Below are 24,690 nucleotides of genomic sequence, written 5' to 3' on the forward strand. Positions count from 1 at the left end.
CGGCCCGTCTGTGCCCGGCCCGTCTGTGCCCGGCCCGTCTGTGCCCGGCCCGTCTGTGCCCGGCCCGTCTGTGCCCGGCCCGTCTGTGCCCGGCCCGTCTGTGCCCGGCCCACCCGTGCCCGGCCCGCTCGCGTCCGGCCCGCTCGCGTCCGGCCCGTCCGTGCCAGGTCCCACTGCCTGGGCCGCGTCTGGCGGTGGAGCGAGCCTGTTCGAGCCATCCAGCGTCCCCCCGGCCACCGACACCGGCCCGGCCACCGACACCGGCCCGGCCACCGACGCCGGCCTGAGCGATGCCCGTTCGGCCAGCGACGCTGGCTTCGGCGGCGATGCTGGCTTCGGCGGCGACACCGGTCGGTCGTCCCGATCCCCGGTGGGTTACGAACCCGAGCCGGCACGCCCCGACTCCGACGCGGAGGCGACGATCGCGGACGCCGTCGAGCCTCCGACGGTCGACGAGCCGGCGTCCCCGCAGTTCCAGCCGGCGAACACCGTCGAGGAGGACCTGCTCGGCGCAGCCGGTGCCGGGAGCACGGACACGTTCCTGTCCACTCTGCTGCTGGCGCGCGTGCTGCTGCCGGCGGCGGCGGACTCGAAGCGGGGCAGCCGTCCCGGCGACCCGGGCTTCGTCTGGCGCACCGCCCGCCTCGACGGCGAGACGTACGTGGTGGTCTACACGTCCCCGGAGCGCCTCGCCGACCACGTCGAGGGCACCGTCGACACGGTCCGGGTGAAGTTCGCCCAGCTGATCCGGCGCTGGCCCGACGAGGACTGGTCGTTCGCCGTCAACCCGGGCACCCCGGTCGGCGCGAAGTTGCCCGGTGACCAGATCGTCGCGTTGGCCAACTGGGCCGCCGAGGTGGGCCTCGGCGACGACCTGGAGGTCGACCCGGTGGAACCGGCGGCCGAGGCGGAACCCGCCGCGCGTCCCCGGTACGCCCCGGCGGCGGTCGACCCGGCCCGACCAACCGTGATGCAGAAGGCGATCGCGCCCAGCCAGCTCGCGTACTACCTGGAGCGGGGGTACGACCGGGTCTCGGGTTTCGTGCACCGGTCGGGTGAGCTGGCCCACCTGACCACGCCGGCCGAGCTGCACGACGCGTTGGGCCTGAACTACCCCGGTTCGCCGTTCGTGCGGGACGCCGAGGAGATCTACGTGCTGCGGTGGCCGGCGCACCGGCCCAGCCTCTACCGGATTCCGTACGGCGGGCAGAACGAGGCGGCGATGCGTGCCATGGAGGGCTGGGTCATCGAGCGCCCGCCGTTCCGGGGCAACGGCTTCGCCCCCGGCGAGAGCAGTGACGTGGTGGCGGAGTTCAAGGTGGACAGCGCCCGTCTTCCGCACGGCGCGCAGCTCTGGCGGATCGGTGGCGACGGCACCGAACGGGTGGTCGCGGTCCTCGACACGGACGCGGTCACCTGGCGGCGGGTTCCGGAGGAGTGATGCGCGACGGTTACGTGGCCCGCTGGCAGGGCCGGGAGTATCAGGCCAGCCCGGACGGCGACGACATCCGCCTGTACCAGCCCGAGCCGGGCGAGGGCTTCGAGGAGGTCCGCGCGGGCCGCTACGTGCGGGTGCTGCCGGCGAGCGAGATCGAGGATCTGGCGTACGTTCGGACCACCTGCACCTGGCAGGGCCAGCCGTTCATCGTGCTCGGCGAGCACGACGCGTGGCTGCGCGTCGAGTACACGGGTGGTCGTTGGCCGGTGGCCGAGGCGATGCGGTTGGAGGTCTTCGACTTCGGCGTCTACCAGGGCTGGGCGCCGGCGGCCGAGGTCACCGACCTGCGCGAGCAACGGGTCTGATCCGTTACGACTTGGCCCATCGCAGGATCTCGCCGAGCACCACCTCGGGGGCTTCCAGGTGCGGGAAGTGACCCACCCCGTCCAGCAGACGCCACTCGTACGGGGCGACGACGTACCGGCCGGACCCGAGGGCGGTCCGTGGCAGGGCGGCGATGTCGGCCGCGCCGTGCAGTTGCAGGGTCGGGGTGACCAGCGGCTTCTGCATGAGGCGCACGAATCGGTAGCCGTGCAGCCGCAGCACGGAACGGAAGGCCCAGCGATAGCCTTCCAGCGCGCAGAAAGCGGCCTGCGGGATGCGCATCGCCTCCCGACACCGTTCGGCGTACGCCTCGAAGTCCGCGCTGGCGGCCCAGCGCGGGCCGGCCCACCGGCGCAGGATCTCCTCGACGCCCGCCGCGCCGTCCTTGGTGAGCACGTGTTCGTAGCGGGGGAGCTGGAACTTCAACGCCGGGGTGGAGGCGGCGAACTGCCCGCGCGGGTCGGCGAAGATCGCGGCGCGCAGGCGTAGCGGGTGGGGTGCGCCCAGGACCACCAGCCGACGGACCAGGGATGGGTGGAACGACGCCACCGTCCAGGCGACCATGCCGCCGACGCCGCTGCCGACGAGCGTCGCCGAGCGCTCACCGAGGGCCCGGATGAGGCCGGCGATGTCGGCGGCGAGGGTGTAGCCGTCGTACCCCCGGGGTGGTTTGTCGCTGGCGCCGTAGCCGCGCAGGTCCACGGCGACCGCGCGGAAGCCGGCGTCGGCGACCGCGGGGAGCATCTGGTGCCAGGCCCACCAGTGCTCGGGGAAGCCGTGCAGGAAGAGCACCATCGGGCCGGTGCCGGCCTCGACCACGTGGAAGCGGCTGCCGTTGGCGCCGACGAAACGGTGCGTCCACGGGCCCTCGGTGAGGACGCAGGACTCGTCGACGGCCTCGCCGCGCTGGTCGGTCATGGTTGACAGCCTAGGACCCCGTCGGGAGGCGGCCGTTTTGCCGGCCCGACTGTGACCCTGCGGGGGGTCAGACGACCGGGCTGATGTCGACGATGGTGGCCGGGATGCCGGGGCCACAGTCGGCGGCCGGGTCGGCGGGGCCGATGGTCACCCGGACCGTCGTACCGACGGTGAAGGTGCCCTTGCCGATGCCGTGCAGCGCGTACTGCCGGCCGTCGTCGGTGACGAGGCCGTAGCAGGGGCCGTCGCCGCCCCGGTTGATCCGTCCGGCCAGGGCGTTGGCCCGCCGGGCGTCGGTCGGCTTGCGCGGTGGTCCGGTCGGCGGGCGCAGGGTGGGCAGCGGGACGCGTGAGCGCGCCGGGCGGCCGGCGGGGGCCGACGGCGTGGCCCCGCTTCCGGTCGGCGCGGCGGAGGCCGGTGGTGGGCTGGTCGCCGGGGTGCCGGACGGGGTCTGTTCGGCGGACACGGTGCCTCCTTCGTTCCGCGTTCCGGCGCAGCCGGCCAGCGCCGACAGGACGGTCAGGCCGGCGCCGGTCAGGGTGGTGCGGGTTCGCGGTCGCACGGGTGATCGGACGCGCGCCACCCGGTCAGGGTTCCCCGGAACGGGCGATGCCCGGGCAGGTGACCTGCCCGGGCATCGCCGTGGTGCGGGTGGTGCCGGATCGAGGGATCAGTTGAAGCGGACGGTGGTGTTGATTCCGTCCTGCGACAGAACCTGGATCGTCCGGCCGGTGGCCGGGAGCTTGACGCCGTGGTTCGGCAGCTCCGGGAACCAGTACTGCTGGGTGTCGTCGAACAGCGGCTGCGCCGCCTGGCCACGGACGTAGTTGGCCTGGCTGTTGATGTGCAGCGTGAACGAGTCCGCCTTCTTCAGGCTGAACGGCGCGTCGTAGACCTGGACGCGGGCCCGCCAAGGGGCGCCGGTCAGGTTGTACAGCGGCCGCGGGTGGGCGTCGATGATCATGTTCCGACCCTCACCCGGGTGCGCGAACGTGTCGTTGTCCGACCACCGCAGGTTCCAGTACGAGATCAGCAGACCCTCCTGGTACGCGTAGTGGTCCACGTAGTCCGGGCGGGTGTTCTGGTAGCCGAAGTAGTACGGGCCGGTCTTGAGGTACTTGTCGTACGAGGTGTACGACCGGGTGCCGGCGATGTAGAAGTTGTCGAACGCCTTGGTGTAGGTGGCCCCGGCGATCTCGAACAAACCGGTGAAGGTCCAGCCGTTGGCACCGTTCTCGGCACCGTCGGTGAACACGGTCTGGCCGTCGGCGGTCACGGTGATCGCGTCACCGTAGAAGCCGCCCCGGGAGACGCCGCCGTCGGTCTGGTAACGCAGCCGGAACTGCACGACCTTGCCCGCCACCGAGTTCATCGGGATGTTGACGTCGACCCACTTGCCGGCGCTGGAACCGTCCAGGGCGAAACGCCCGGGAGAGATCTCCTTCAGCGGCTTGCCGTTGACGGTGCCGGGCAGGGTCGCCCAGGTCTTGCCGCCATCGGCCGACGCCTCGAAGAACAGGTAGTCGAAGTTGGATTCGATGTTGTAGCGGCCCTTCATGGTCAGGGCGGCCGACGACTTCCCGGTGAAGTCCAAAGTCCGGGTCATCGTGCTGTTGATGTTGTCGTCGTTGCCCGTGAAGAACTGCTTGCTGCCCTCGAACGGCGCGCCGTTCGAGAAGGTGTAGTCACGGTCGGGGAGTACGACGACGGCGGCCTGCGCCTCGGGCGAGTTGTACTCCTGTGGGCCGAGAACCACATCGCGCTTCTCGCCCAGCCCGAGCGTGTCGTAGTCGAGCCAGCCGAGCTGGAACTTGTTCCACGCGCCGAGGTCGCCGCCACGCTCGCCGATGCCGCCGTCGTTCTTGGCGCCGAGTCGGCTCTGGGCCATCAGGGTCCAGTGCTCGTTGTTGTTGTCGCCACCGTTGATGACGTTGTAGTCGTCCGGCAGGCCGAGGTCGTGGCCGTACTCGTGGTAGAAGACGCTCCGGCCACCGTTCTCCGGCTGGATGGTGTAGTCACCGATCCAGACACCGGTGTCGCCGATCTCGGTGCCGCCGCCCGGGAAGGTCTCCGGGCCGGTGCTGCCCTGGTCCGAGGCGTAGGCGTACCAGCGGTGGCTCCAGATGGCGTCCTCACCCTGGTTCGGGTCGCCGTCGGCCTGGTCGCCGCCGGAGTGGACGATCTGGAAGTGGTCGATGTAGCCGTCCGGCTCGTTGAAGTCGGCGTCACCGTCGTAGTCGTACCGGTCGTACTGGTCCATCGACTTCACGTCGGCGGCGATCTGCGCGTCGGTGCGGCCGGCGGCCTTCTGGTCGAGGACCCACTGGTTGGCGGCGTCCCGGACCAGTTCCCAGGTGTTGTCGCAGACGTTGCTGTCGCAGACCGCCGGGTCGTTGGCCGGGTTGGTGGTGTCGTCGTCGGCGATCGGGTCGTCGGACCGGCCGTACCGGGCCTCGTTGTACTTGACCTTGACCCAGTCGGTGACCTCGCCCTCGACGCTGTAGCGACCCGAGGACTGGGCCTCGTAGTACTGCTTCAGCGACTCGTCGCCGGGGTTGGTGCCGAAGTAGAGCTGCCGGTAGTGGTCGGCGTTGTAGTCCGGCTGCCAGACGGTGGAGTTGTCCACGGCCCGGTTGGGCGCCGGGATTTGGTTGTGCAGCGGCCCGTCGAACTTGGTCGGCCCCGCGGTGTCGGGGTCGATGCTCTTGTCCGGGAAGTCCGGGTGCCGCTCGTTGCCGAACTCGGCAAGGATCACGAAGATCTTGTCGGTCCGCTCGCGCGAGAGTTCGACGTACTGGTCCTCGGTCTGAGCCGTGCCCGCCCCGGTGGTGCGGGCGGCGGCCCCGTCGGCCTGGGTCTTGCCGACCTTGACGACGGTGCTGCCGTTGACCTTCTGTGCCTTCGCCTCGCCGGTGAGGACCTTGCTGAGGCCCTCCTGGCGCAGCGCTCGCCGCTTGTCCTCCAGCGGGTTCGGCAGGTCGTGGTCGGCAAGGGCGGGCTCGGCGACCGACGGAGCGGCCGTCGGCAACTTCGGCTGCGGCGCGGCACTGGCGGACGGTCCGAACGCCAGCCCCGTCGCCGTCAGTGAAAGCCCGAGCAGACCCACTGCGACTTTGCGCACGTGGTACCTCCGGTGTGAGGGAACCGACCCAACGGGGGTACGGGCCGGTGATAGATCGATCCCACTAGTGGGACCATTGGTGAACATAGACACTGCTGCGACGGGTGGGAAGACGCACGCGTCGATTTGTTGCAAGATTTTGTTGGGAATGCTTTTCACCGTCACACCCCCGTGCTTCATCTGCGCTCGAGTCAGGGCGGACCGGACGGCGACATCCGCAACGATGAATTTCGATCAATAAGATCAGATGAAACGACAGTGGGGCCGGTGGCGTTCCCGCCACCGGCCCCACCATCAGTTGCCGAACCCGTTAAACCGTCACTTCGTCGCCGGGGTGACGTAGATCGTGGCGGACGAGTTGTCCTTCGCCGCCTTACGGATCGTCAACGAGACGCCGTTCTGCACGCCCGCGTCGGCCGGGTTGCCCGTGCCGAGCACGATCGCGCCGCCGCCCAGCGTCACGCCGTAGTAGTCCGGCGCCGGGCTACCGTCCGGGTTGGTCACCCGGGTGGTGTACGGCGCGTTGCCACGCGACGGGATCACGACGGAGGCGTCGTTGTCCCGGGCGTACGCGGCACCGTCGCGGATCTCGATGCCCGGGTACCAGCCCTTGGCGTCGGTGAAGCCCTTCACCGGCGGCAGGGCCTTGAACTTCGTGCAGTACGCGCTGTACGGCTCGCCCGCCGCCTCCAGGCACTCCGTGAAGGGGTACGTCTTCTGGAGCGTGAAGGCCGCGTTCGACGACTGCGGACGGCTGGGCAGGTTGTCCGTCACCGACGGGTCCTTCTCGGCCGCCGTGCCGGTACGCCGGTACGGCTCGTTGTGCGAGTCGACGATGAGCAGCCCGCCCTTGGCGCCGTAGCTCGGCAGCGAGGTCATCTGACCGGTGACGTGGTTGACGTCGCCCAGCGCGCTGTCCCGGTACCACACCAGCATGCCCGGCGCGTTGTAGGAGATCCGGTCGACCTTCCACGCGTCGCGCGAGTAGATGGTGTCGTAGGCGTACTTCAGGCCCTTGTCGAAGCCGTCGAAGTTGCGCCACTCGGCCAGGTAGTACTGCGCGTGCACCTCGGTGCCGCCGGAGACCTTCCAGCCCGCGCCGGTGGTGTCGACGAAGGTGCCGCCACTGGTCGTCCAGCCGTTGGCGCCGCCCTCGACGTCGTCACTCCATACGGTGGCGCCGCCGCCGGTGACCGAGAAGTCGTCGACGAACCAGTTGCGCTCCTCGAACGCCTCATCGGTGGCCAGGCGCAGTCGCACCTGCACGGTCTGGCCCGCGTACGCCGACAGGTCGACGTAGTCGTGACGCCAGCCGTCGGTGCTGCCGGTCAGGCCGTACTTCTTGCCACCGAAGTCGTTCATCCGGCCGTTCGGGTCGCCGTAGTTGTCCGGCGTCGTGACGACCGTGCCGTCCTCGGCGTACACCTTCTGCTCGGACCAGGTGGTGCCACCGTCGGTCGACAGCTCGAGGAAGCCGTAGTCCCAGTCCTCTTCGATGATGTAGTTGTTCCACATCCAGAACTTGGAGTCCGCGGCGTTGGGCACGTCCACCGAGCGGCTCAGCTTGACGTCGGCCCAGCTCTGGTCGTTGTTGCTGTGCCACATCTTGGTGCCGCTGTGCGGGGTGGCCAGCACGGTCACCTTGTCCGGCAGGTCGACCTTGATGCCGTCCTCGGCGTCGATCGGCGTACGCGAGGTCTGCCCGAGCTTGACCTCGCGCGGGTTGGAGCCCGGACGGATGGTCAGCGGGTCGGCCCAGCCGAGCACCCACTTGTCCCAGATGCCCATGTGCGTCGGCAGCGCCTGGAAGATCTCACCCGAGTGCGATCCGGAGGCCATCAGGTCCCAGAAGTCCACGTCGGAGTCGGCGTTGCCGGAGGTGTCGTAGAGGTCCGGCAGACCGAGGTCGTGACCGAACTCGTGGGCGAAGACGCCGACGCCGGCGTCCTCCGGCTGCACGATGTAGTTCGACACCTTCAGGCTGGTGCCCGGGATGGTGAAGCCACCCGGCACCGAGGAGGAGTGCGCCCACACGGCGTACGTGCCCTGGCTGCCGCCGCCGCTCGACTTGCCCTTGCCGGCGTGCACCAGCACGAGGTGGTCGATCACGCCGTCCGGCTCGAAGAGGTTGCCGTCACCGTCGCGGTCGGCCTGGTCTTCCTTGTCGTAGTCGGCCCACGGGAAGGTCGGGTCCTTGGCGGCGAGCGCCTCGATCGCGTCGCCGGCCAGCCGGCTCGCGCCGGCCGGGTTGTCCGGGTGGCCGTTCATCGACTGCTCCCGGCCGGGCACCCAGTTGCCGTTCTCGTCCTGGGTGCAGCGGTTGGCCGCGTACCAGCCCTCGGAGTGCGGCACGGTGATCCACGGGCTGGCCTGCCCGTCGACCGTGTACGCGTTCTTGGACATCTCCAGGTACATGTTGTGCATCGTGCGACCGGAGATGTCGATGCCCTTCTTGCCGTCCGGGCCCTTGAGGTCCTTGCGGACCCGCTCGGTGATGCCCTTCTTGCTGTACAGCATCTTGTTGTAGTGCGACGGCGAGAAGTCCGGCACCCACATCGAGTTGTTGTCCTCGTGCTCGAGGCGCGAGGGGTCCGGGATCTTGTTGTGCTTCGGCCCGTTCTGCACGGTGCCGGGAACGCAGGTCCGGTCCTCGAACACCGTCTTCGGGACCATCACGTTGGTGAAGTCGTCGTTGGCCTTGTCGTTGAACTCGACCAGCAGCGTCAGCAGCTTCGCCGTCTGCGTGTTGGGCGCCTGCTTGATCTGGCGCGGGCTCTTGCCCGTCTTGATCGACTTGGCCTCGATCTGCGCGAGCTGGCGGGCCGTCACCGGGTTGCCCCGCGCGTGCTTCTGGTCGAACGCGCGGGCGTCGTCGACCTTGGGGGTGTAGACGCCGTTCTTGCCCTTGACCTCACGGCCGGAAGTGTCCGGCTGGACCTCGGGCTCGGCGTAGTTGATGTAGTACTCGTCAGCCCCGATCACCGCCCGGGGGGTGGTGGACGGCTGTGCCGCCGCACTGCCACTCACGGTCAGTGACGTGGCCGCGAGGGCGATGACGGGTAGCGCGACGAGTAGTCGTCGACGCGACCCCGGTTGGGAGTTTCTGTTCATGCCGCTCCGTTTCTCGGGCATGGGCGAGGGAAGCCGGCGGACTCCGTGCACGCAGCGTCGCGTCGAGGGCCAGCCGACCTTCGTGAAACTAAATGAGAATCCGGCCGAACGGCGGGAACGTGATGCAGGCGTTATCCGTCGGACCGTCGGCCGGTGGTACGCCCGACGGTCAAAGTCCACAAAAGACGACGGTGGGTGACGGTCCGCGCGGACCATCACCCACCGATCGGGGTACGTCTGTCGTCAGTCCTCGTCGGACTTCGCGCCACTCATCCCGGAGGAGATCAGCTCCATCACCGAGGAGTCCTGCAGGGTGGTGACGTCGCCGAGCGACCGGTTCTCGGCCACGTCCCGCAGCAGCCGACGCATGATCTTGCCGGAGCGGGTCTTCGGCAGCTCGGGCACCAGCATGATCTGCCGCGGCTTGGCGATCGGCCCGAGCGTCTTCGCCACGTGGTTGCGCAGGTCCGCGATGAGCTGCTCACCCGCCTCGCCGGCGATGTCCGTGCTGCCGCGCGGGATGGCGAACGCCACGATCGCCTGGCCGGTGGTCGGGTCGGTCGCGCCCACCACCGCCGCCTCGGCCACCGACGGGTGCGACACCAGCGCCGACTCGACCTCGGTGGTGGAGATGTTGTGCCCGGACACCAGCATCACGTCGTCCACCCGACCGAGCAGCCAGATGTGCCCGTCGTCGTCCTTCTTCGCCCCGTCGCCGGCGAAGTACATGCCCTCGAACCTCGACCAGTACGTCTCGAGGAACCGGTCGTCGTCACCCCAGATGGTGCGCAGCATCGACGGCCACGGCTCACGCAGCACCAGGTAGCCGCCACCACCGTTCGGCACCGACTGACCCTGGTCGTCCACCACGTCGGCGACGATGCCCGGCAGTGGGGCCATCGCCGAGCCCGGCTTCGTCGCCGTCACCCCCGGCAGGGGGGAGATCATGATGGCGCCGGTCTCGGTCTGCCACCAGGTGTCCACGATGGGCAGCTCACCCCGGCCGACGTGCTGCCTGTACCACATCCACGCCTCGGGGTTGATCGGCTCGCCGACGCTGCCGAGGAGCCGCAGCGACGACAGGTCGAACCCGGCCGGGATGTCCTCGCCCCACTTCATCATCGTCCGGATCAGCGTCGGCGCGGTGTACAGGATGCTCACCCGGTACTTGTCGACGATCTCCCAGAAGCGGCCCTTGTGCGGGGTGTCCGGGGTGCCCTCGTACATGACCTGCGTCGCGCCGTTGGAGAGCGGGCCGTACACGATGTAGGAGTGGCCGGTGACCCAGCCGATGTCGGCGGTGCACCAGTAGACGTCCGTCTCCGGCTTCAGGTCGAACACCGCGTGCGTCGTGTACGACGCCTGCGTCAGGTAGCCGCCGGTGGTGTGCAGGATGCCCTTCGGGCGGGCCGTGGTGCCGCTGGTGTAGAGGATGAACAGCGGGTGCTCGGCGTCGAACGGCTGCGCCGTGTGCTCGGCCGACGCGGTCTCGACCGTCTCGTGCCACCAGTGGTCCTTCTCCGACCAGGCCACGTCCTCGCCGGTGCGGCGGACGACGAGCACGTGCTCCACCGACGGGCAGCTCGCCACCGCCTCGTCCACGGTCGGCTTCAACGCCGACGGCTTGCCCCGCCGGTAACCACCGTCGGCGGTGATCACCACTTTGGCGCTGGCGTCCTGGATACGGTTGCTCAACGAGTCCGCCGAGAACCCGCCGAACACCACGCTGTGCGCCGCGCCGATCCGGGCGCAGGCCAGCATGGCCACCGCCGCCTCCGGGATCATCGGCAGGTAGATCGCCACCCGGTCGCCGGCGGTCACGCCCAGGTCGGTGAGCGCGTTCGCCGCGCGGCAGGTCAGCTCGTACAGGTCGGCGTACGTGAGAGTGCGGGTGTCGCCCGGCTCGCCCTCCCAGTGGATCGCGACCTTGTCCCCGCGGCCCGCCTCGACGTGCCGGTCCAGACAGTTGTACGCCACGTTGAGCTGCCCACCGACGAACCACTTCGCGAACGGCGGGTTCGACCAGTCGAGCACCTCGTCCCACTTCTTCGACCAGGCCAGCCGGTCGGCCTGCTTCGCCCAGAAGGCGAGCCGGTCGGCCTGCGCCTCGGCGTACGCGTCGACGGTGACGTTGGCGTGCGCGGCGAGCTCGGCCGGCGGGGGGAACTGGCGCGTCTCGTTCAGCAGATTGGCCAATGCCTCGCTCATGCCGTGACTCCTCGTCCTCGGGGTGACCTGCGTCTCGATGGGCACGAGGGTAGTCGCGGGTCCCCCGGCCGGCGACCGCTGCCCACCCCGTCGCGCCGAGCGGCCCCCGCCACGCGCCCGACGGCCCGGCGTAGCGGGTGCGCGCGCCGGCGCGGGTCGCTTGATCGACACGAGATCGCCGAAGTGGGGGTGTTCGGGCCGCCTTGATAGCCCCACTTCGGTGAAGTCGTGTCGATCTTGCCCGCCGGCGGCCGGGTGGCCCGGGTCGCGTTGCGGGCGGGTGTGGGCCGATCAGCCCGCTGGGATCGCTAGCGTGGCGGGGTGACCACCGACCCGCTCGCCCCGCTGCTCGCGCTCGCCGACATCGCGCCCGCCGTCGACCGGGCCCGCGAACACTTCGACCGGGCGCTCGGGCACCGCGCGCTGCGCCGCAGCGGCGGCCAGGTCGCGGCCGAGGTCGGCCTCCGCTCGGCGGTGGCCAGCGCCGCGCTCGAAGGGGCCGTGCACGAGCGCGAGGAGGTACGCGCCGGCACCGTCACCGAGCCGGTGCTCCAGGGGGCGCTACGGGTCGCCGGGGCCCTGCCCGGTCTGAGCGAACTCTGGCCGAAGGCGCCCCGGCAGGCCCTCGCCCGGCTGCACGTCCTCGCCGCCCGGGACATCGTGCCGGAGGCCGAGCTGGGTCGTCCGGTCGCCGATCCGGTGGTCGCCGCCCGCCTCGACGGGTTGGCCGGGCTGGTGGCCGGCGGGACGAAGGTCTCCCCGCTGGTGCTCGCCGCCGTCGTACACGGAGAACTGCTCAACCTACGTCCGTTCGCCGGACCGTCCGGCGTGGTGGCGCGCGGCGCCGCCCGGCTGGTGCTGCTCGCCAGCGGCCTCGACCCGCGCGGGCTGCTCGCCGTGGACGTCGGTCACGCCGAACGCGAGCCCGAGTACGTCGGCGCGGCCGGCGCGTTCGCCACCGGCACCCCGGACGGACTGCGCTCCTGGCTGCGCCACTACATGACGGCCGTCGAGGTCGGCGCCGACCAGCTCACCACCATCGGCGACGACATTCTCGCCGCCGCGTGAGCGGTGGCTCAGTCCCGCCGCGTCGCCCGGTTGACCTTGGCCTGTAGCGCGCGGCGGGCGATCGGCCCCAGATCGTCGACGATCTCCATGAGGAGCGCGAGCTGGTCGAGCGCGGCCATCGCCCGGTCCGCGCCGGCCGGGTCCACCCCGTCGTAGAGTTCCAGCCCGATGAACGCGGCCGAGACCGCGCGAGCCAGGCCGGGCACGTCGGCCACCTCGGCGAACGGTGACCCGGCGAGCAGCCTCCGCAGGACCTGCTCGATCTCGTCCACCCAGAGTTGGAGCGCACCGGCGGTGGGGGCGGCCATCCGCTGGTCCGCCTGTGCGCCCGCCAACATCTGGGCCAGGAAGGTGACGTTGCCGAGTTGCCGTTCCTCCTCGTGCAGCGCCCGCCCGACCGCGAGCAGCTCGCGCAGCGAACCGGCCGAGGCCAGCCGCGCCGACCAGTGCTCGACCCGCTCGGCGGTGCTGACCCGGCAGGCCGCCGCGAGCAGGTCGTCCACCGTGCCGAAGTGGTAGAAGACCAGCGCCTGGTTCACGCCGGCGGCGGCGGCGATGGTGCGGGCCGAGACGCCGGCGATGCCGTGCTCCCGAATGGCGGCGATGGCGCCGTCGAGGAGACGCTGCTTGGTGTCGGACATGGCTCTCCTCTCGGACGGGCCGGATGCGGCGGTGCGATCATCGCATCGGTGAGCAGTTGAGCCAGCCAGGCGACCCCGGGCAGCCGTAACGTCCAGCCGACCAGAGCCCAACCGAGATGGATGTGTTCGAGCGATCGGGCGACGGCGGCCACCCCCCGTTCCCGGTGGCCGTCGCCGCCCACGTACTCCGCCCGCCACAGCACGCGCTCGTGCTCCCGGGCCGCCCGGATCCGCAGGCCGACCGGATGCCGCCGGGCCAGCATCCGCCAGGTGGCCGCGCAGGGTCCGCAGTCGTCGTCCAGCCAGAGCACGGCCGGCTCTTGCGAGGGGTACGGCCGCCAGCGGGGCCACCAGTCGCGTACCTGCCGCCGGTAGGACCGCCAGGAATCGCCGTACCGCGTGCGCAGGTCGTGTTGCTCGTGTGGCCCGGCCACCGCCGCGCTGAAGGCCGTCGCCGACACCGCCCCCAGCGCCAGGGCGACGCTCCCGGTGACCGCCGCGGTGAACAGCAACAGCGCCACGGCGACGAGCTGCATCGGGTTGGCCAGGTACGCGTACGGGCCGGTGGTGACCAGCCGCCGCGGCGGATCCCACGGATAGGGCGTACCGCCGCCCCGGACGGCGAACTCCGCGACGGCGGCCAGCGCCGGCACGGCCACCAGCAGGGCCAACTGCGCGACGACCAGGATTCCGGTGCGGTCCAGCGCGATGAGGCCGGCCCATGACCCGTCGCCGACCTCGAACGCCAGGGTGGGGACGAACCAGAGCAGCAGGGCCGCGAAGACGCCAACCTGCAGGAGGGTCCGTGCGCCCAGGTGCCGGCGGTCGGCGCAGAGGCGACCGAGCAGTTGAGCGGGCAGCGCCACCGCGAACAGGCCGACGACCTCCCCGACGAGCCAGTGCGGACCGAGGCTGACCAGCGGGTGCAGCGCCGGCATCGCCACCGCGTCGACCCAGAGGAGCAGACCCAGCGCGACCGGCAGCGGCAGCGCCCGCCGGAGCAGCACCGGCAACGGGCCCCAGAGGGCCGCCCAGCCGATCCAGAGGTCCACCGGCATTCCCCGGTACGCGCCGTCGACCGGAGCGAAGGCGTACCAGCCGGTGCGGCGGGCGACCTCGTGCAGCGCCGCGATGCCGATCCCGGCGGCCAGGAACGCCAGCAGCCCCGCGGCCCGGACGGACCGGTCCCGCTCCCGAGCGCCGACGGCCAGCACGGCGGCCAGCGGCACGGCGAGGCTCAGCCAGCGGGCGACGGTCATTCGAGCGCCAGCATGTCGAGCAGGTGCCCCACTCCGGCGCCGAGCAGCACCTGCTGGATCGGCCCGAAGTACCAGGACGGGTCGAGGCCCCGCGTGTAGTCGACCCGGACCCGGATCTCGGTGTGCCCGGGGTCGACCGCCCGCCATCTCAGCTCCGCGTGCCGCCAGGTGAACCAGCGCGCGGTGATGGAGCTGTCCTCGACGAAGTCGAAGCCCACCTGCCCCGGCGCGGCGCTCTCCACCTCGGCGAGCAGGTGGCCGCCGGGTCCGTGCGCGCTGCCGTGGTAACCGAACATCCACCGGTCGCCGATGTCGAGCCCGTCGCCGGTGACCTGTCCGGGCGTCGGTACGCCGAGGAGCCGCAGCGGCACCGACCGGACGTCGGTCGGGCGGGGACCGGCAGTGAGACGTTCGGCCACCTGGTCCACCGGGAGCCCGACGACCCGGGTCACCTCGACCGTCTGGTCCGGAGCCACCCGGGGAGCGATGCCCGTGCCCTCCAGGCCGGGCAGGAGCAGCAGGGGGACGGCCACGACGACGTACGGGCGGCTCGCCTCCCGCAGGGCGCGGATCAGCGCGGTGGTCCCGTGCGCCACCGCGTAGACCAGCGGGGCGGCCAGCAGGACACAGATCGCGCCCTCGTGCAGGGCCACCGACGCCAGGAGCAGGGCCATCGTGGTGGCCGTGAAGACCCGCCCGTGAGCCGACCGGCGGGGTGCGAGCGCGAGGGCGGCGGCCAGGAGCACCGGGAGCGCGACGAAGAGCACCGCGCTGTCGGCTCGGCCCTGCCGCACCACCACGACGAAGACGACCGCTCCGAAGAGGGTGATCAGCCCGGCCAGGATCCAGTGCGCCCTCGTTCTGCGTGGTGTCGGTGCGCTGTCGTCGGTCATGCGAATCTCCCCGTCTTGAGCGGTCGCTCAAACGGAGCGTACGTCTTTTTGAGCGACCGCTCAATACGGCGTGGGACCGGGGATAATGAACTGTGTCGGATAGGCGACTGTCGACGATGCCGGTGGCACCGTGAAGGGTGAGCGCCGAGAGAGCGGATGCCTACCGAGGGTGGCTTCTCCGGCGAGTGGAGGCCGTGCGTTGCCCGGACGGGCTCGGTCAGGCCGTGGCGGCGGCGCGCGTGCGGCGGTGCCGGCCGTACCAGGCGATGCCGATCGCCACTCCCACACCGACCCCCAGCGCGGCCGCCGCCACCGGGACGGCCGGCCGCTCCCGCCAACGGCGGCCCAGCGGAATCGGATGCCGGAACTCCAGCACCGGCCAGGCGTTCTCCGAGGCCAGCTTGCGGAGCTGCCGGTCCGGGTTGACCACGCTCGGGTGCCCCACGCACTCCAGCAGAGGACGATCGCTGTACGAGTCGGAGTAGGCGTACGAGTCGGCCAGGTCGTAGTCCCGGGCGGCGGCCAACTCGGTGACCGCCTCGACCTTGCTCGGGCCGGCCGCGTAGAACTCGACCTCACCGCTGTAACGGCCGTCCCGCACCGTCATCCGGGTGGCGATCACGTCGGTCACCCCGAGCAGCTCGCCGATCGGGCGGACCATCTCCTCGCCGGACGCCGACACCAGCACCACGTCCCGCCCGGCCGCCTGGTGCTCCTCGATCAGGGCGGCGGCCTCGGCGTACACATAGGGGTTGATCAGCTCGTGAAGCGTCTCCGCGACGATCTGGCGGACCTGTTCTACCTGCCAGCCCTTGCAGAGCGCGGCCAGGTAGTCCCGTGTTCGGGCCATGGTCTGCTCGTCGGTGCCGCCCAGCCGGAACATCAGCTGCGCGTACGCCGACTTGACCACGTCACGCCGAGTGATCAGCCCGTCCCGGTAGAACGGCCGACCGAACGCCAGGGCGCTCGACTTGGCGATGACGGTCTTGTCCAGATCGAAGAAAGCGGCACTTCGGCCCACGGCGCGAAAGTCTAGCCGGATGGTCTATCGTCGGCGGGTGCCCGGGGTCAGGCCACCCCTTGGACCTGCGGACGGGCGCCCCCACCACCGCTCAGCGTGACCGTGCTCACATTCGGCGAGGAGATTTTCGCGCTGAGTGGAGTGAACACCACTCGACGTGACGGGCCCGCTCAGGCAGACTTGTCCGCACGACGTGCTTTCACATACCCGAAACAGACAGGCCCTCGGCGGTTGCACCCCCCGTGACCGCTGAGTGGTTCGGCTCGACCCCCCCGGAGCCGAACCGTTGACGACCCCCGTCTCCCCCCGACGGGGGTCGTCCCTTTGCAGGGAGCGCTCCCGGCCTGGTGACGCCTTGGCCGAAGTTGCTCCGCCGTCGGCTCAGGGCGGATCGACGAAGGCTGGTCAGTTGCAGCGCCGTCGGCCTCGCACCCAGTTGAGCCCTGCGCAGGCCCGACAGCTCATCGTCGAGCCCATCGGCGTAGGCCCCGGGGAAACGACCTCCTCGCCGTGGCCACACAACGCGCCCGCCAGTACGCCATGCTCGCCGCCGAAGCCACCTCCCCGGCGGCCATCGCCCAGCCGCCGAGGCCATTGCTCAGGAGAACTTGGTGTTCCACTAATCGCATTGAATGAAGCGGCGGGAGAGATCCACGCGGTGGGTAGATGGCCAATCTGAGCAGGCGTGGTCGCAACGTGTGAAGGCGGACGGAACATCGGTGTGGCGGAACCGAAGCCGACCGAACCGGATCGAGCAGGCCGTGGACGCCGGTGGCCAGGCTCGGGTTGGGGGATGCGGTCCGCGGGACCTGACGTGGGCGAGGTTGAGGCCAGCGAGAAGGCAGCAAGAGTGCCAACGCCTGAGGACACCACTGGTAGGTGCGGGCATGGCAGCCATGCTCGACGGCACACCGGACGGTACTGGATGGAAGGCGATAACGCCGCGGTCCCGCGTTCGGGACGAAAAGAGCTCTGTCAACGAGAGATCCCCGGAGCTTGACATCGATAGGAGGATCGGGATGGCATGAGAAGTGCCGTGCCTGTGAAGTTTCGATCGCTGAAGGGCTGACTTAGACCATGAGTACTGTCAGGCGCAGCTTCCGCAAACGCCATCAATGGCACGCGTGGTCGGGTGAGTTCGCGGATCTTGAGCGTCTAGGGAGAATTGTCGAAGATTTGTACTCAACTTGGCTGAAAGAGCGTGAATACGAGGAGGGGCAGACGGGAGAGGTTGCTGAAGCGACCGGGGTCATTAATCTTGCCGGAGTTCCAGGTGGTGCTTCTGTCGGCGATGGCAACGAGACATATCCCTTTGTGGGATTAATTGTTGAAGACGAGGACGAGGTTTCGGGACCGATTTTTGAGGTTCTCCCCGAGGTTGATCGAAGAAGCGTCGTAGGCCTGAAGTTTGTGGCCACCCTTCGGCCGTCGGAGCGTTTGAGCGTTACTTTTGCTCGAAATGCTAATGAAGCAGTTATTGTTGAGGTTTCCTCGCGGAGGACGGGGTGGGCCAAGCAGGCTTATGCCCGACTGGCGGACGAGATAGAGAAGGGTGTGCCGCGTTGGGCATCGTTGCGTTCGGAGAACTCCAGGCCCCGTCTCGCAATATTGGCGGCGACGGCTACCGCGGTCTTTGTTGGCCTGGTGTTGCCGAAGTCGAGCGGATTGGAAATCCGGACCTCGGTCGGAGCCTTTGCATTTAGTCTGACGTGGCCAATTTTTTATATAGAACGCCTGCACAAGTGGATATTCCCCGGCTTTGAATTGGTGGGAGAGGGAAGTCAGTCATCTGGTTCCCGCCGTTTAGTGACTTTATTCCTGCTGGGTGCATCGATACCGATCGGAGTTCTAGTAAATGTTGTCTCCTAGCGCGATTTGGAGTCTGTGGAAGTTTGCGGGCGTGGACTAGGCGCTTCGACGGCTTCGGTGCCTGTCTGACGACGGTGACCGGGCCAACGGCAAGGCGCGTAGTGCCAGTGCGGAAGCGAAGCCACGGCAGCTGCTCGATGCGTGTCAGCTACCCACGGCGCCGCTGGTACTGCAACGGCAGTCACCTCGCTTTCCGGTGAACGGTGCGCCGCAACAGAGAGCGAACGGAATCGTCGGGATGCAGGTCGTGGCATGTGCCCGCGCCCGGCCGCATGGGCCCTGCCATCGCCAAGAGGCCGGACACGACGATGGCCGCCTGGTCGGCCACTTCGAGGCCGACGTCGGCAACATCGTTCTGATTGGCCGTTTCTTCGGCAGGCATGCGGTAGACCAAGTCCGAATGCGTCAGATCGTAGATCGTCGTTGCAATGATGAACGCCGGGCCGAGGAACAAAGAAGCCGACCGCGACGGTCGGTGCGCGTAGAGGCCAACGCGACGCTGACGTAACGACAGGGCCCAGCAGCCACGGGTGCCCTCGACGATCATTGGCCGGACCATACGCAAACCCACGGGTCAGCCGGGGACGCCTGTCACCGGGGTCGACAGCAACGCTGACAGCATCCGGCACGGATCGGGTGACCCGTCGAGGTCACGGATGCAAACCGCGCGGTAATCGTCGAGCCTTTCGCGACACAAGTCCGGGTGGAAGTCGCCGAGGCAGTGGGGGTTCGGGTGGGTCCACCGGGGAAGCGCGACGAGGTCTGGTTCACCAGCCTCTATGCCGCCGAGTACGCGCACATCGTCCGGTACGGCCTGCGCCGCCTCGGCGACGCCGACGCGTCGGCGGAACTCGCGCAGGAGGTGTTCGTCGTCGCGTGGCGGCGGCGTCGGGAGGTGCCGGACCGCAGCCTGCCCTGGCTGTACGGGGTGGCCCGGCGCCTGTTGGCCAACCAGTGGCGCTCCCGTCGGGCCGCACCGGATCTGCTGCCGATCGTGGATGCCGACCTGACGCGGGTGGCCGATCCGTCCGGTGCGGACACGACCGTGGGGGTCGCCGACATCCGGGCGGCGCTGGCGACCCTCAACGACCTCGACCAGGAGATCCTGCGGCTCGTCGGCTGGGAGGAGTTGACGGTGTCCGAGGCCGCGCAGGTCCTCGGCTGCACCCGGGCGACCACGGCGGTGCGCCTGCACCGCGCTCGCCGTCGACTGACCGTGGCGATGTCGAGCCGTCCGGTCCGTCCCCGCCGCCCACTGATGGCGACCACGCGAGAGGAGCTGTGATGTTTTCGGTGGCCCGTACCCGTACCCTCATCGGCCCGGCCGATCCGGCTCGGAGCGCGACCGTCGCACCGCCCTCGGTCGCGGCCCACGAGTTGATCGATCGTGCCGGTGTCGCGGAGGCGGCGGCGCATCGGCGCGTACGCCCGACTCGCCGGCTCGTCCTGACGGCCGGGACGCTCGCGGTGGCGGCCGGCGCGGCGGCCGCGCTGCGTCCGTCCGGCGAGAGCACGCCGGACGTCCCGGTTGGGCCGGGGGACGCGGTGGGGCTGGTGCTCGTGCCGGTCGCCTACCAGTTCGACGCCGACCCGCCGGCTGCCGGCCCGCGGCTGCGCACGCTGGCCAGCAAGATCAAGGACGCGGGGTACGACAACCGCGGCGGGCGCTACATGTACCACCACACGAAGGTGTGGGGTGACCCGGTGATGAGTTCGCCCGACGACCGTTACCACGTCGCCTTTGTCGGCGAGACGAAGGTGTGGCAGGCCGCGGACGGGACCGGCAGCCAGGCCAACACCCAGCTGGAGCCGCAGTACCCCGACGAGAAGTCCCAGGCTTACTGGCGGCGCAAACTCCCGCAGGGCCCGGCCGATTCTGCCGAGTCGTCGCTGATTCCGCTGCCGCCGATGGAGCTGACGCCACCACCGGCCGATCCGGTGCGACTGCGGGAACTGCTCAAGATTGAGTACGGCCCGGGATCGGCGAGCAAGGCGGTCGGCGCGCTCTACGCGCGGTACGTCATACCGCGCGCCACCCGGGCGGAGATCCTGCGCGTCCTCGCCGACCTGCCCGGCCTGCGCTGGCGGGGGCAGGTGACCGACCGCGCCGGTCGGGCCGGTGTCGCGGTCACCTACGACGACCGGGAACACGACGCCCAGTCCCTCCTGATCTTCGATGCGGACACGGGTGGCCTGCTCGCCCACGAGATGCTGACGCTCACGCCGGTACGGCTCAACGCATACCAGATGATCATCGACACCGCCTGGACCGACCGCGTCGGCTGACCAGCGATTTCTGGGGCCGCTCTCGCGGGAGCGGCCCTGCGGTGTTTTTGCGGCAGCGCCGCCAGCTGCACGAACACCAGTGCGCATAGCAGATCAACCGTCTCGGCGGGCGTTGTCCACAGGCCCCTGAGTTGTCCACAGGCGGCCGGGTCGAGGGCGTCGTTCGGGGTTCGTCGCGAGCAGGGTCGGTGGTGCATCCGATCCCGACCGCTGGAGGCCGCGATGGCACCCCGTACCTCCGTCCCGCCGATCCGACGGCTCCCACTGGTCGTCACCGGGGACGGCGACCTGCTCGACGACCTGCTCCGGCTCGCCGCCGCCGGCGGGACCGAGGTGGAACTCGCCGCCGACCCGGCCGCGGCACGCACCCGCTGGACCTCCGCGCCGCTGGTGCTGCTAGGTGTCGACCAGTCGCGGGCGTGTCTGCGGGCCCGGCTACCGAAGCGGCCCCGGTTGGTGCTCGTCGGCCGGGCCGGTCAGATCGACCCCGGCTGGCAGATCGCCGAGCTGATCGGCGCCGAACACGTCGCCGCGCTGCCCGCCGCCGAGCCGTGGCTCGTGGACCGCCTGGCGGAGCACGGCCCAGACCAGCCGGACGGCCCGGGTGCGCGGGTCGTCGCGCTGTTCGGTGGCCGAGGTGGCGCCGGGGCGAGCGTGCTCGCCGGCGGGCTCGCCGTGACCGCCGCGCGGGCCCGACTGCGCACCCTGCTCATCGACGCCGATCCGCTCGGCGGTGGCCTCGATCTCGTCCTCGGCTGGGAGCAGTTGGAAGGGCTGCGCTGGCCGTCACTCACCAGCGCGGACGGGCGGGTGGACGCACCCGCGCTGGTCCAGGCCCTGCCCAGTCGAGGCGACCTGGTGGTGCTCTCCTGGGACCGCGGCGAGATGCTGGCGCTGCCCGCCGCAGCCATGGCGGCGACCGTCGACGCCGCCCACCGGGGCCGGGACTTCGTGGTGATCGACCTGCCCCGGCAGCTCGACGACGCCGCCGTGGTCGCGTTGCAGGCGGCCGACCAGGCGTTCGTCGTCGTACCGGCGGAGTTGCGTGCCACCGCGGCCGCCGCCCGGGTGGTGGCCGTGGCCGCACCACACTGCGACGCACTCTCGGTCGTGGTGCGCGGGCCCGCCCCCGGCCGGCTGCGCGCCACCGAGGTGGCACGGGCCCTCGGGCTTCCCCTCGCCGGCACGCTGCGCCCCGAGCCGGGGCTCTGCCGGGGCCTCGAACGCGGCGAGGCCCCGGCGGCGGCGGGCAAGGGTCCGCTCGCCGCCCTGTGCCAGCGGATCGTCGCGGACCTCACCGGCGCCACGACCGGTGCGGCATGAGCGGCCAGCCGGAGGACACCTCCTTCGCGGCCCGGGTGCGGCAGCGGATCGTCGCCGCCACCGACCCGGTCACCCCGGCGGCGATCGTCTCCGCCGTACGTGCCGAACCCACCGCTGCCGTGCTGGGCGACACCGCCGTCCTGCGGATCGCCGACCGGGTGCACGACGACCTCGTCGGCGCCGGACCACTCGCCCCACTGCTGACCGACCCAGAGGTGACCGACGTCCTGGTCAACGGCGTACGCGTCTGGGTCGACCGGGGTGCGGGGCTGCACCAGGTGGCGATCCCGGTCGGCTCGGTCGACGACGTCCGGCGGTTGGCGCAGCGGCTCATCGCCAGCGCGGGTCGGCGGCTCGACGACGGCTCCCCGTTCGCGGACGCCCGCCTGCCCGACGGCACCCGCCTGCACGCCGTACTGCCTCCGGTGGCGACCGAGGGTCCCTACCTGTCCCTGCGGACGTTCCGGCATCGCCCGTACACGCTCGACGAGCTGGTGAGCCAGGGGACGGTGCCGCGACCGGTGGCACCGCTGCTCGCCGCGGTCGTCGCGGCCCGGTTGGCGTACCTGGTCACCGGCGGCACGGGCTCGGGCAAGACGACCCTGCTCAACACTCTGCTCGGGTTGGTGCCAGCCACCGAACGGATCGTCCTGGTCGAGGACGCGGCAGAGCTCCAGCCGGGGCATCCGCACGTGGTCGGGCTGCAGGCCCGTACCGCCAACGTCGAGGGGACGGGCGTGGTCAGCCTCGGAGACCTGGTCCGGCAGGCGCTGCGAATGCGTCCGGACCGCCTGGTCGTCGGGGAGTGCCGGGGCGCAGAGGTGGTCGACCTGCTGGCCGCGTTGAACACGGGTCACGACGGCGGTGCCGGCACGCTGCATGCCAACACCCCGTCCGACGTGCCGGCCCGGCTGGAGGCGCTCGGCATGCTCGGTGGTCTGCCCCGCGCCGCGCTGCACGCCCAGGTGGTCGCCGCGCTTCAGGTGCTGCTCCAGGTGCGTCGCGGCGATCAGGGCCGCGTCCTCGAATCGATCTGTCTGCTGCTCCCCGAAGGGCCGGAACGCCTGGCCACCGTGGTGCCCGCCTGGGTACGTGGACGAGGCCTGGGGCTGGCCGCCCGTACGTTCGGCGCGCTGCTGCGGGACCGGGGCGTCGCGGTCCCGCCGATCCTCACCGAGCCGTGGCCCGGATCGGCAGGTCCGGCATGAACGCCACGATGTCGCTGGTCGCGGCGCTGCTGCTGTCCACCGCGATCCTGATGATCTGGCGGACGAAGAGCATCAGAGACCGTCGGCGTCGGGTGCTGGCCCCGACCCGGCGTGCCACCGGTGTCGACCCGGACGACGCCCTGGTCGAGTGGATCCGGGACCTCGCTCGCGGGCAGGACCGGCCGACCGACGACCTCGGCGGCACGGCCGCCTCGGCTGACCCGGGTGCGCTCGTGCAGCCGGCGACCGGCAGCGGACGCACGGCCGTCGCCTGGTCCACCCGGGACCTCGACGACAGCCCCGGCCGTTCGAGGGTGACCGGTGGACCCGAGGGACCCACCCGACCGGCCGGCCCGGCACGTCCGCCGGCCCGCCGGGACTCGCGCCGCCCGGCTGCCATTGCCAGGCCCGAGGCCGGAGCCCCGGCGGCCGTCGCTTCCCCGCACCACGAGGCCGGCAGGCTGTTCGCCGACCAGGCAGACCAGAGGGCCGGCGGGCTGTTCGCCGACCAGGCGGGTCATCGGGCCGGCGGGCTGTCGGCGGGGCCGGCAGGCCGCGAGACCGACAGGCCGCTCGCGGACCAGCCGGACCATGGTGCCGGCGGACTGTTCGTGGGGCCGGCGGGCCACGAGCCGGACAGGCCGGTCTCGACCCTTCTGGTACGCGCGCGACGGTCACCGCGTCGGGTGCTGCTCCTGGCCGGTCTGGTGGGAGCAGGTGTCGGAGCCGTGTCCGGCGGGCCGGTGGCCGCCGTGGCGATGGCCGGCTACGGCACGCTCGCTATCCGCGCTCTGCTGCGCTGGAGAACGAATCGGCAGGTCGAGCTTAATCGACGGCGCGGCCTGGACCTGCTGTGCGGCCTGGCGGCCGACCTTCGGGCGGGTTCGCCCATGCCGCCGACCCTCGAGATCACCTCCGTCGCGGGAGCATCGATGGCCGGCGTCGATCGGCTTCGCGACCTGACCTCGGCCGCCGTGCGGCTGGCGGACCGGACTGGCGCGCCGCTGGCGGAGCTGATCGAGCGGATCGAGGCGGATGCCCGTGCGACCGACCGTGGGCTGGCCGCCGCAGCGGCACAGGCGGCTGGCGCACGCGCCACCGCCTGGTTGCTGGCTGCTCTGCCGATTGGTGGGATCGGGCTCGGCTACGGGATCGGGGTCGACCCCCTGGCGGTGCTCCTGCACGACACGGTCGGTGGGGTGTGCGCGGTCCTCGCCGTCGCCCTGCAGATCGTCGGTCTCTTCTGGGCTGAGCGGCTGGGCGCTGGGCCGGGGCGGACCACCTGATGTCCCCGGTGTTGTCCACTCGCGGGACTGCGGGCATACGCCGCCGTCCGGATGCGATCCGGCTCGCGGCAGGCATGGCCGGGCTTGCCGTGGCAGTGGTTGTCGAGGGCTGGTTCGGATGGCTGGGCGCCGTTCCGGTCGCCGTCCTGCTGGATGTGTCGCTGCGGCGGATCGAGCCTCCCGCCGTACGCAACCAGCGGCTTCGGGAGGCCGCCGACCTGCCGCTCGCCGCCGACCTCCTGGCGGCGGCGATGCGGGCCGGTGCGCCGGTGGACCGCTCGGTCCTGGCGGTGGCCGAGGCGTTGGACGGCCCGCTGGCCACCCGACTGGCCCGGGTGGGCCGCACGTTGCTCCTCGGTGGCGGCCCAGCGGAGGCGTGGTCGGCGTTGGACGGTGTGCCAGGGGCGGATCGGCTTGCCGCAGCGGCGTTCCGCTCGGCCAACAGCGGCGCGGCGCTGGCCGGTGCGCTGACCCGTCTCGCCGACGACCTGCGGGCCGACCGGGCCACCGCCGCCGAGGCGTCGGCCCGTCGGGCGGGCGTCCTCATCGTGCTGCCACTGGGGCTCTGCTTCCTGCCCGCGTTCATTCTCGCCGGCCTGGTGCCGGTGATCGTCGCCGTTCTCGGCGACGTGCTCTGACCCATCGAGGAAGGGAAG

General features: G+C 70.9%; 21 protein-coding genes. 11 read left to right on the plus strand and 10 right to left on the minus strand.

Annotated elements, in window-relative coordinates; all coding sequences use genetic code 11:
• Both AB0I89_RS10840 and AB0I89_RS10845 read left to right on the plus strand, forming a co-directional pair.
• A partial coding sequence (locus AB0I89_RS10840; protein WP_357123588.1) for an SseB family protein occupies window positions 1-1,441 on the plus strand: 1,441 nt, incomplete at its 5' end.
• Window positions 1,438-1,803, plus strand: coding sequence for a hypothetical protein (locus AB0I89_RS10845; RefSeq protein WP_030486287.1), 366 nt, complete (start codon window positions 1,438-1,440; stop codon window positions 1,801-1,803). The genes AB0I89_RS10840 and AB0I89_RS10845, both read left to right, overlap by 4 nt.
• 4 nt (window positions 1,804-1,807) lie before the next feature.
• Here AB0I89_RS10845 and AB0I89_RS10850 read toward each other — a convergent pair whose 3' ends face one another.
• From AB0I89_RS10850 to acs, 5 genes are all read right to left on the minus strand, one after another.
• Entirely contained in the window at window positions 1,808-2,740 is a 933-nt protein-coding gene (locus AB0I89_RS10850; RefSeq protein ID WP_357123591.1) for an alpha/beta hydrolase, read from the minus strand.
• A 67-nt stretch (window positions 2,741-2,807) separates the two neighbouring features.
• Entirely contained in the window at window positions 2,808-3,206 is a 399-nt protein-coding gene (locus tag AB0I89_RS10855) for a hypothetical protein (protein WP_357123594.1), read from the minus strand.
• Window positions 3,207-3,410: 204 nt separating this feature from the next.
• On the minus strand, window positions 3,411-5,846 hold the full coding sequence (locus AB0I89_RS10860; RefSeq protein WP_357124636.1) for an immune inhibitor A domain-containing protein: 2,436 nt from the start codon (window positions 5,844-5,846) through the stop codon (window positions 3,411-3,413).
• A gap of 333 nt (window positions 5,847-6,179) precedes the next feature.
• Window positions 6,180-8,972 (minus strand): immune inhibitor A domain-containing protein, encoded by a 2,793-nt coding sequence (locus tag AB0I89_RS10865; protein ID WP_357123597.1) that lies wholly within the window; start codon window positions 8,970-8,972, stop codon window positions 6,180-6,182.
• A 243-nt stretch (window positions 8,973-9,215) separates the two neighbouring features.
• Window positions 9,216-11,180 (minus strand): acetate--CoA ligase, encoded by a 1,965-nt coding sequence (gene acs, locus AB0I89_RS10870; protein ID WP_357123600.1) that lies wholly within the window; start codon window positions 11,178-11,180, stop codon window positions 9,216-9,218.
• A gap of 321 nt (window positions 11,181-11,501) precedes the next feature.
• Here acs and AB0I89_RS10875 point away from each other — a divergent pair, with 321 nt between their 5' ends.
• On the plus strand, window positions 11,502-12,248 hold the full coding sequence (locus AB0I89_RS10875) for an oxidoreductase (RefSeq protein ID WP_357123603.1): 747 nt from the start codon (window positions 11,502-11,504) through the stop codon (window positions 12,246-12,248).
• 8 nt (window positions 12,249-12,256) lie between these two features.
• Here AB0I89_RS10875 and AB0I89_RS10880 read toward each other — a convergent pair whose 3' ends face one another.
• From AB0I89_RS10880 to AB0I89_RS10895, 4 genes are all read right to left on the minus strand, one after another.
• Window positions 12,257-12,889, minus strand: coding sequence for a TetR/AcrR family transcriptional regulator (locus AB0I89_RS10880; RefSeq protein ID WP_357123606.1), 633 nt, complete (start codon window positions 12,887-12,889; stop codon window positions 12,257-12,259).
• Window positions 12,784-14,148: a methyltransferase gene (locus AB0I89_RS10885; protein WP_357123609.1), complete on the minus strand. Its 1,365-nt coding sequence runs from the start codon at window positions 14,146-14,148 to the stop codon at window positions 12,784-12,786. Before AB0I89_RS10885 ends, AB0I89_RS10880 begins: the two co-directional genes overlap by 106 nt.
• Window positions 14,145-15,041 (minus strand): hypothetical protein, encoded by an 897-nt coding sequence (locus AB0I89_RS10890; protein WP_357123612.1) that lies wholly within the window; start codon window positions 15,039-15,041, stop codon window positions 14,145-14,147. The genes AB0I89_RS10885 and AB0I89_RS10890 overlap by 4 nt, the downstream gene beginning before the upstream one ends.
• A gap of 217 nt (window positions 15,042-15,258) precedes the next feature.
• A complete protein-coding gene (locus tag AB0I89_RS10895) occupies window positions 15,259-16,062 on the minus strand; it encodes an HAD-IB family hydrolase (RefSeq protein ID WP_357123615.1) in 804 nt (267 codons plus the stop codon).
• A gap of 887 nt (window positions 16,063-16,949) precedes the next feature.
• Here AB0I89_RS10895 and AB0I89_RS10900 point away from each other — a divergent pair.
• Window positions 16,950-17,090, plus strand: coding sequence for a hypothetical protein (locus tag AB0I89_RS10900; RefSeq protein WP_357123619.1), 141 nt, complete (start codon window positions 16,950-16,952; stop codon window positions 17,088-17,090).
• Window positions 17,091-17,139: 49 nt separating this feature from the next.
• Window positions 17,140-17,931: a hypothetical protein gene (locus tag AB0I89_RS10905; RefSeq protein ID WP_357123622.1), complete on the plus strand. Its 792-nt coding sequence runs from the start codon at window positions 17,140-17,142 to the stop codon at window positions 17,929-17,931.
• A 181-nt stretch (window positions 17,932-18,112) separates the two neighbouring features.
• On the opposite strand, the gene AB0I89_RS10910 is transcribed toward AB0I89_RS10905, so the two are convergent.
• Window positions 18,113-18,478 carry a hypothetical protein gene (locus AB0I89_RS10910; protein WP_357123625.1) on the minus strand — a complete coding sequence of 122 codons (366 nt, stop codon included), beginning with the start codon at window positions 18,476-18,478 and terminating at the stop codon, window positions 18,113-18,115.
• Between the two features lie 186 nt (window positions 18,479-18,664).
• Between AB0I89_RS10910 and AB0I89_RS10915 the strand changes: the two genes are divergently transcribed.
• The 6 genes from AB0I89_RS10915 (at window position 18,665) to AB0I89_RS10940 (ending at window position 24,672) form a co-directional block, all read left to right on the plus strand.
• Entirely contained in the window at window positions 18,665-19,216 is a 552-nt protein-coding gene (locus tag AB0I89_RS10915; RefSeq protein ID WP_357123628.1) for a sigma-70 family RNA polymerase sigma factor, read from the plus strand.
• A complete protein-coding gene (locus AB0I89_RS10920) occupies window positions 19,216-20,217 on the plus strand; it encodes a CU044_5270 family protein (protein ID WP_357123631.1) in 1,002 nt (333 codons plus the stop codon). The genes AB0I89_RS10915 and AB0I89_RS10920 overlap by 1 nt, the downstream gene beginning before the upstream one ends.
• A gap of 222 nt (window positions 20,218-20,439) precedes the next feature.
• Window positions 20,440-21,540: a septum site-determining protein Ssd gene (gene ssd / locus AB0I89_RS10925; RefSeq protein ID WP_357123635.1), complete on the plus strand. Its 1,101-nt coding sequence runs from the start codon at window positions 20,440-20,442 to the stop codon at window positions 21,538-21,540.
• Window positions 21,537-22,748, plus strand: coding sequence for a TadA family conjugal transfer-associated ATPase (locus AB0I89_RS10930; protein ID WP_357123638.1), 1,212 nt, complete (start codon window positions 21,537-21,539; stop codon window positions 22,746-22,748). Before ssd ends, AB0I89_RS10930 begins: the two co-directional genes overlap by 4 nt.
• Window positions 22,745-24,034 (plus strand): hypothetical protein, encoded by a 1,290-nt coding sequence (locus AB0I89_RS10935; protein ID WP_357123641.1) that lies wholly within the window; start codon window positions 22,745-22,747, stop codon window positions 24,032-24,034. Before AB0I89_RS10930 ends, AB0I89_RS10935 begins: the two co-directional genes overlap by 4 nt.
• Window positions 24,034-24,672 (plus strand): type II secretion system F family protein, encoded by a 639-nt coding sequence (locus AB0I89_RS10940; protein WP_357123644.1) that lies wholly within the window; start codon window positions 24,034-24,036, stop codon window positions 24,670-24,672. Before AB0I89_RS10935 ends, AB0I89_RS10940 begins: the two co-directional genes overlap by 1 nt.
• Window positions 24,673-24,690: the final 18 nt, after the last annotated feature.

The sequence above is a fragment of the Micromonospora sp. NPDC049801 genome, assembly GCF_040656575.1.
Taxonomy (GTDB): domain Bacteria; phylum Actinomycetota; class Actinomycetes; order Mycobacteriales; family Micromonosporaceae; genus Micromonospora.